4 protein-coding genes are annotated in these 8,269 nt (G+C 66.0%); 1 reads left to right on the top strand and 3 read right to left on the bottom strand.

What is annotated here, in order from left to right:
• Positions 1 to 38 precede the first annotated feature (38 nt).
• Positions 39 to 1,547: an acetyl-CoA acetyltransferase gene (locus SE92_RS13470; RefSeq protein WP_063203504.1), complete on the top strand. Its 1,509-nt coding sequence runs from the start codon at positions 39 to 41 to the stop codon at positions 1,545 to 1,547.
• Between the two features lie 123 nt (positions 1,548 to 1,670).
• On the opposite strand, the gene SE92_RS13475 is transcribed toward SE92_RS13470, so the two are convergent.
• From SE92_RS13475 to SE92_RS13485, 3 genes are all read right to left on the bottom strand, one after another.
• Entirely contained in the window at positions 1,671 to 2,867 is a 1,197-nt protein-coding gene (locus tag SE92_RS13475) for an efflux RND transporter periplasmic adaptor subunit (protein WP_063196143.1), read from the bottom strand.
• A complete protein-coding gene (locus SE92_RS13480; RefSeq protein ID WP_063203505.1) occupies positions 2,854 to 6,033 on the bottom strand; it encodes an efflux RND transporter permease subunit in 3,180 nt (1,059 codons plus the stop codon). The genes SE92_RS13475 and SE92_RS13480 overlap by 14 nt, the downstream gene beginning before the upstream one ends.
• A 168-nt stretch (positions 6,034 to 6,201) precedes the next feature.
• Positions 6,202 to 7,896: a methyl-accepting chemotaxis protein gene (locus tag SE92_RS13485; RefSeq protein WP_063196144.1), complete on the bottom strand. Its 1,695-nt coding sequence runs from the start codon at positions 7,894 to 7,896 to the stop codon at positions 6,202 to 6,204.
• Between the last annotated feature and the right edge of the window lie 373 nt (positions 7,897 to 8,269).

Here is an 8,269-nt window from a genome sequence, read left to right on the forward strand (position 1 = left end):
ACGGCGTGCCCGAGATCTGAAACATGAAGCAAGAAGAAATGACCAATATCCCCGAAGACCGCATCCCCGTCATCGTCGGCATCGGCGAGATCGTCGACCGCCCGAAGGACATCGCCGCTGGCCTCGAGCCGCTCGATCTGCTCGAGCAGGCGCTGCGGCGCGCCGAAGCGGACGCCGGCGCCAAATTGCTCGGCGAGGTGCAATCGCTCGACGTCGTGAACTTCCTGAGCTGGCGCTATCGCGATCCCGAGAAGCTGTTGGCGCAGCGTCTCGGCATCTCGCCGGCGCATTGCTATTACGGCCCGGTCGGCGGCGAGAGCCCGATCCGCTACCTCCACGAGGCGGCCAAGCGCATCGCGCGCGGCGAATGTACCGTGGCGGCGGTCTGCGGCGCCGAGGCACAATCGACCGCGACCAAGGCGGAACGCGCCGGCGTCAAGCTGCCGTGGACGCCGTTCGCCCATGACGTCGAGGAGCCCAAGCGCGGCGCGGCGTTCCAGAAGCCGTTGGCGGTGAAGTTAGGGGTGTTCCGGCCGGTCACGGTCTATCCGTTCTACGAGGCCGCCTCCTCCGCGCATTGGGGCCAGACGCCGCGTGAGGCGATGGCGGAATCCGGCACGCTATGGTCGCGCTATTCGGAAGCCGCGGCGCAAAATCCCAATGCCTGGCTGAAGCGGCGCTATGCGCCCGAGGAGATCACGACGCCGACCGCTGACAACCGCCTGATCGCCTGGCCCTACAACAAGCTGATGGTGGCGAACCCCAGCGTCAACATGGGCGGCGCGCTGCTTCTGACGAGCCTTGCCAAGGCGCGTGCGCTCGGCATCGCCGAGGACAAGCTCGTCTATCCGCTCGGCGGCGCCTCGGCGGAAGAGCCGCGCGACTATCTGTTGCGCGATCAGTTTTACGAAAGCCATCCGCAGAACGCAGTGCTCAAGGCGGTGATGGACCTCGCCGACGGCGATGGCAAGAAGTTCGACGCGATCGAGCTCTACAGCTGCTTCCCCTGCGTGCCCAAGATGGCGCGGCGGACGCTGGGCCTCGGCGCCGACGTGCAGCCGACCGTGACCGGCGGCCTCACCTTCTTCGGCGCCCCGCTCAACACCTACATGACGCATGCGGCCTGCGCGATGGTGCGGCGCCTGCGCGACGGCGCCAAGCTCGGCCTGCTCTACGGCCAGGGCGGCTTCGTCACCAAGCATCACGCGCTGCTGGTGGCAAAGGCGCCGCCGCGCGAGGCGCTGGCGCAGGAGACCAGCGTGCAAGGCGAGGCCGACCGCAACAAGCGCGCGGTGCCGGAGTTCGCAGGCGAGGCCTCGGGCAAGGGCAAGGTCGAGAGCTTTACGGTGCTCTACGGCCGCGGCGGCGAGGTCGAGCATGGCGTGGTGATGCTGCGAACGGCGGACGATCGCCGCACGCTGGCGCGGATTGCGGCGGGCGACAGCGCGACGCTGGCGCATCTGCTGAATATGGATCGGACGCCGGTGGGGTCGGCCGGCGAGATCACGATGGCCGCGGACGGCGTGCCTGAGTGGCGGGTGGCGTGATCTCGTAGGGTGGGCAAAGCGAAGCGTGCCCACCATCTTCATGTGATCCGGAAAGATTCGTGGGCACGGCGCAAGAGCGCCTTTGCCCACCCTACGAGACTGGCGTCGTGGCGAGAGACCGCCTCACCCCTTCGGCGGCTGCTTCTCCGACGCGGTGGCCGGCTTGGCCTTGGCGCCGACCACACGCACCGCATCGCCGTCGGAGAGGCCGTCCGGCGGCGCGGTGATGACGCGGTCATCCGCGGCGATGCCCGAGGCGAGCTCGATCTCGCGGCCGAGGTCGCGGGCGATGGTCACGGGCTTGAACAGCACCTTGTCATCGGCACCGACGGTGGCAACGCGCAGGCCGTTGCTGTTGAAGATCAGCGCGCTGGCGGGGATGCTGAGCGGCGCGGAATCGCGCTGGAGGTTCAGCTTCACGCTGGCATAGCCGCCGGGCATCAGTTCTCCGTTCGAATTATCCAGCCCGAGCTGCATGCGCGTGGTGCCGGAGGCGACGTCGACGGCCTGCGAGGAGGCCTCCACCGTCGCCTGGAAATTGCGGTTTGGATATTCGGGCAGCGTGATCGTCGCCTTGGCGCCGATCTTGATGGCGGGCACGTAATTCTGGGGCACGTTGACGTAGACGCGCAGCTTGGTGATGTCGGAGACCACGAACATCGCAGGTCCTGAGCCGCCGCCGGCATTGATCAGGGCGCCGACATCGGTGTCGCGCGCGGTGACGACGCCGTCGAACGGCGCGGTGATCTTCTTGTAGCCCGCGAGCGCCTCCAGCCGCTCGACATTGGCCTGTCCCGAGCGAACCGCCGCGTTCTTGTTGGAGAGATCGGCGGTGCGCTCGTCGATCTCCTGCGCGGAGACGAAGTTGGAGGCGACCAGGGTCTTGCGGCGGTTGAGGGTTGCTTCCGACAGCTTGGCGCTGGATTGCTGACTGGCGAGGTCGGCTTTGGCCTGCAGCAATTGCTGATCGAGATCGGGCGCCTCGATCTCGGCGATCACCTGACCGGCCTTCACGCGCGCACCGATATCGGCGCTCCAGCTCTTGAGATAGCCGGGGACGCGGGCAAAGATCGGAGCGCGATAATAGGCTTCCAGCCGGCCCGGCAGATCGATGGTGGCGTTGAGCGCCTTGGCGCTCGGTAGCGTCACCGCGACACTGGGCACGGCCTGGTCATCGGTCCATTCCTTCAATCTGGAGCCCTGCTCCTCGCGGGCGCGGATGCCGGTGCCGACGACGAGACCCGCCGCAATCAGCGCCACCACGCCGAAGATGCCCAGTTTCCGGTGCGAGACCGGGGAGCGGGGTTCAGTGGGCGACATACGGGGTCTCCGATGAGGCGGCGGCTTTGGCGCCTTGTTTCTTGTGGACCATGCTGAATACCACGGGAACGAACATCAGCGTGGCAAAGGTTGCAAAGATCAGGCCGCCGATCACGGCGCGGCCAAGTGGCGCGTTCTGCTCGCCGCCCTCGCCCAGCCCAAGCGCCATCGGCGCCATGCCGATGATCATCGCGAGCGCGGTCATCAGCACCGGGCGGAACCGGACGAAGCCGGCTTCCAGCGCCGCGGCGACGGGATCGCCGAGCTCGGCATAGCGCTCGCGGGCAAAGGAGATCACGAGCACGCTGTTGGCGGTGGCGACGCCCATGCACATGATGGCGCCGGTGAGCGCGGGGACCGACAGCGTGGTCCCGGTCGTAAACAACATCCAGACGATTCCGGCGAGCGCGGCCGGCAGCGCCGTGATGATCACGAACGGATCGGACCAGGACTGGAAGTTCACGACGATCAGGAAGTAGATCAGCACGACAGCCCCGAGCAAGCCGAACAGCAGGCCGGCGAAAGCGCTGTTCATGGTCTGCACCTGGCCGAGCAGCACCACGGAGGACCCCTTCGGCACCTCCTTGGCGGTGTCGGCAATCAACTGGCGGATATCGGCGGCAACCGCGCCGAGATCGCGACCCGAGGTCGTCGCGAAGATCTGAACCATGGACTGGATGTCGTACTGAGACACCACGGCGCTCGAGGCCGAGCGCTTGATGTCGGCGATACCGCCGAGGATCGGCGACTGGGCATTACCGGCCGCGGTGATCGGCAGCGTCTGCAGCGCGCTGAGCGAGTCGATCTGGTATTGCGGCGTCTGCATCACGATCGAATAGGACACGCCGTTGTCCGGATTTAGGTAGTAGGTCGGCGCGACCTGCGAGGAGCCGGCGAGATTGACGACGAGGCTGTTGGTGACGTCGCGCTCGGTCAGGCCGACATATTGCGCGCGGGTGCGGTCGACATCGATGTTGAAGGTCGGCGCGTTCGGCGATTGCTGGATGCGCGCATCGGCGACGCCGGGAATCTTGCGGACCTTGGCCAGCAGGCTGTTGGCGTAGGCGAAGTTCGCGGCGAGATTGGCGCCGCGGATCTGCAGGTCGATCGGCGCAGGCGCACCGAAATTCAGGATCTGGCTGACGATGTCCGCGGGCAGGAAGGCGAAGCTGACGCCGGGGAACAGGCGCGGCAGCTGCTCGCGCAGCACCTTCACGTGCTCCTCGGTCGGCTTGTGGCCTTCTTTCAGCTTGATCTGGATGTCGCCGTCCTGCGGGCCGATCACGCCGGTGTTGTTGTAGGTCATGTTGATGCCGGAGATCGGCATGCCGATGTTGTCGGTCATGGTCTCGATCTCGCCCGGGATCAGCTTGCGGACCGCCTTCTGCACGTCGGCGAGCTGGTTGGCGGTCTCCTCGACGCGGGTGCCGACTTGGGTGCGGACATGCATCAGGATGTTGCCGGCATCGACCGCGGGGAAGAAGTTGCGCCCGAGGAACGGCACCAGCGCAAAGGACGCGCCGACCACGCAGATGAAGCCGATCACGAACACGGCGCGGTGCGCCAGCGCAAGGCCGAGGAAGTCATGGTAGCCGCCGCGAATACGCTCGAACCTTGCCTCGAAACCGCGCTGGAACCAGACCAGCGGATTGCGCGATGTCGGCGGCCCGCCTTCGTGATGGACATGCGCCTGCAGCAGATAGTTCGCCATGGTCGGCACCAGCGTGCGCGACAGGATGAAGGACCAGATCATCGCGAACATCACGGCTTCCGCCATCGGCACGAACAGGAAGCGCGCGACGCCCGAGAGGAAGAACATCGGCACGAACACGATGCAGATGCACAGCAGCGACACGAAAGCCGGCGTCACGATCTGGTTGGCGCCGTCGAGGATCGACTGCTCGACCGGCTTGCCCTGCTCCAGATGGTAATTGATGTTCTCGATCGTCACGGTGGCGTCGTCGACCAGGATGCCGACCGCCAGCGCGAGGCCGCCGAGCGTCATGATGTTGAGCGTCTCGCCGATCGCCGACAGCATGATGATGGCACCCAGCACCGAGAGCGGGATCGAGACCGCAATGATGATGGTGGAGCGCCAGCTGCCGAGGAACAACAGGATCATGACGCTGGTCAGCAGCGCCGCGATCACGCCCTCGACGGCGACGCCTTGGATCGCGCCGCGGACGAACACCGACTGGTCGCCGATGAAGCCGATCTTCAGCGCGTCGGGAAGCTGGTCCTTGACGTCGATCACCTTCTGCTTGATGCCGGCGATGATGTCGAGCGTCGAGGTCGCGCCCGCCTTCAGCACCATCATCAGCACCGAGCGGTTGCCGTCGACATGGACGATGTTGGTCTGCGGCGGATTGCCGTCGCGTACGCTCGCAACGTCGCGCACATAGACCATCGCGCCGTTGACGGTGCGGATCGGCAGATTGCCGAGCTCGTCGATCTTCAGCGGCGAGTTGTTGAGCTGGATGTTGTATTCGAACTGGCCGATCTTCTGGGTGCCGACCGGCGTGATCAGGTTTTGCGCGGCGAGCGCATTGGCGACGTCCTGGCCGGAGAGCCCACGGGCCTGGAGTGCGGTGGGGTCGAGATCGATCGTAACCTGGCGCTGCTTGCCGCCGAACGGATAGGGGATCGCCGCGCCGGGCACGGTGACCAGCGGCGTGCGCAGCTGGTTGATGCCGATATCGGCGAGGTTCTGCTCGGTCAAGCCGTCGCCCGACAGCGCCACCTGGATGATCGGCACGGTCGAGGCGGAGTAGTTCAGGATCAAGGGCGGGGTCGCGCCCGGCGGCATCTGCTTGATCAGCGTCTGCGAGATCGCGGTGACCTGCGCGTTGGCGGTGCGGATATCGACGTTGGGCTGGAAGAAGATCTTGATGATGCCAAAGCCGTTGTAGGAATTGGCCGTGATGTGCTCGATGTCGTTGACCGTGGTCGTCAGCGCGCGCTGGAACGGCGTCGTGATGCGGCCCGACATCTGGTCCGGCGGCAGCCCGGTGTACTGCCAGACCACGCCGATCACGGGAATGCGGATGTCCGGGAAGATGTCGGTCGGAGTCCGCAGCGCCGCGAGCGGTCCGATGATCAGCAGCAGAAGCGCCAGCACGACGAACGTATAGGGCCGGCTCAGGGCAATACGGACCAGAGCAATCATGCGCCAGGCAATCCAGGTCAAACGAGACTACGGAAGCCGCCCCCACGGCGATCCCCATTCCCCTTTACCCGAGCACCGCCGGAAACGCTAATAACCAGAACTATCCTGCATTCACTTCCCTGCTACCGCACTGCAAAATCGACATCACAGCCATGCGGTGGCCCTGTCTCAGGCGGCGCGGACGGAGTTCAGGAACTTGCCGACCTCGAGCTTGAGTCGGTTGGAATCGCGCGACAGCATCTGCGCCGCCGACAGCACCTGCGAGGACGCCGAGCCGGTTTCGGAGGCGCCGCGCTGGACGTCGCCGACATTGGACGAGACCTGCTGGGTGCCGTGGGCGGCCTGCTGAACGTTGCGGGCGATTTCCTGGGTTGCGGCGCCCTGCTGCTCCACGGCCGCCGCGATCGCCGAAGCGATCTCCGACAGGCGCGCGATGGTGCCGCTGATCTCGCCGATGGCGCTGACCGAATCCTGCGTCGCCGCCTGAATGCCGCCGACCTGCTGGCCGATCTCGCCGGTGGCCTTGGCCGTCTGCTCGGCGAGCGCCTTGACCTCGGAGGCCACGACGGCAAAGCCGCGTCCGGCCTCACCCGCCCGAGCCGCCTCGATCGTCGCATTGAGCGCCAGCAGATTGGTCTGGCCGGCGATCGCGTTGATCAGCTCGACGACGTCGCCGATCCGCGATGCGGCCCTCGACAATTCGCTGACACGTTCGGTGGTGGCATGCGCCTGGCTGACGGCCTCGCTCGCGATGCGCGAGGAGTCCTGCACCTGGCGGCCGATCTCGCGCACCGAGGACGACATTTCTTCGGCGGCCGACGCCACCGAGTGGACGTTGGTGGAGGCTGCTTCCGAGCCGGTTGCGACGGCCGTCGCCAATTCCTGCGCCCGCCCAGCGGTCGAGGACAGCGTCGAGGCCGAAGCCTCGAGCTCGGTTGCAGCCGACGACACGGTCTCGACGATCTCGCCGATCGCAGCCTCGAAGCCGTCGGCAAGCTTGGTCATGTCGGATTTGCGCTGTGTCTCGGCGCGGCGCTGCACCGCCTGCACCTCGTCGCGGCTGAAGCGGATGATGGTCTGGACGGTCTGAAGGTTGCGCAGTGCCTCGCCGATCTCGTCGTCGCGCTCGATCACGATGCGGTTGTCGAGCTTGTCCTGCACGAGGTTGACCAGGGTGTCGTTGAGCTGCTGCATCGGCCCCTGAATCGCGCGCATGGTTGCAAGGCCCGCGAAGCAGACGATCGCGGCGCCGACGACAGCCAGCGCCGACAGGATCAGGCTGGATGAACCGCCGGAGGCGAGCGCGCCGCCGATGCCGAGCGCGAGCATGAACAGCGCCTGGAGTGCCATCGTGGTGACGAGCCGCGCCTTCAGCGTGCCGGTGAAGATACTGAAGCGGTCGAGCCACGAGCGGCGACGGATGATGCCGGCGTCGATGCGGTAGCCATGCGGCTTCTTCTCGCGGATCGCGGCGTAGACCTGTTCGGCGAGCTTGCGCTGGTCGGCCGGCAGTTTGGTACGGATCGAGGTGTAGCCCTTGACCTGGCCGTTCTCCCGGATCGGCGAGGCCGTCGCCAGCACCCAGTAGAAGTCGCCGTTCTTGCGGCGGTTTTTCACCGCGCCGAGCCACGGCTTGCCGGCCTTCAGCGTGTCCCAGAGATTGTCGAACGCCTCCGGCGGCATGTCGGGATGACGGACGATGTTGTGCGGCTGCCCCATCAGCTCCGCCGACGTGAAGCCAGCGGCCGCGATGAAATCCTCGTTGAAGAAGCTGAGCTTGCCCTTGAGATCGGTCCGCGAGACGATCAGCGTTTCGTCGCTGACGGGATATTCGACATCGGTGACGGGAAGATTCTTGCGCATCAGGGCCCCCAAAAGATGGAATGCAATATCGATTATTCCAAACGGGACCGTCGCCAACGCGAAGCTGCCCTCGCCTCGATTGTCGTAAATCCGGTTTAACCATCAGTGAAAAGGCGCCACCCGTAACACTACGGGCGATCCCAGAGATTGCCACCTGCGGGCGATATCATCGCTACCGCAGACGCAGAACGAGCGGCGCTTTCGGCGCCGCTCGTCGTTTGGCCGGTGCAGGTTCAGGCCGCGCGGACGTTGGTCAGGAACTTGCTGACCTCGTTCTTCAGCCGGCCGGAGTCGTTCGACAGCATCTGCGCCGCCGACAGCACCTGCGAGGAGGCCGTGCCGGTCTCGGTCGCGCCGCGCTGCACGTCGGTGA

Source organism: Bradyrhizobium sp. AT1, from assembly GCF_001590795.1.
Taxonomy (GTDB): Bacteria; Pseudomonadota; Alphaproteobacteria; order Rhizobiales; family Xanthobacteraceae; genus Bradyrhizobium.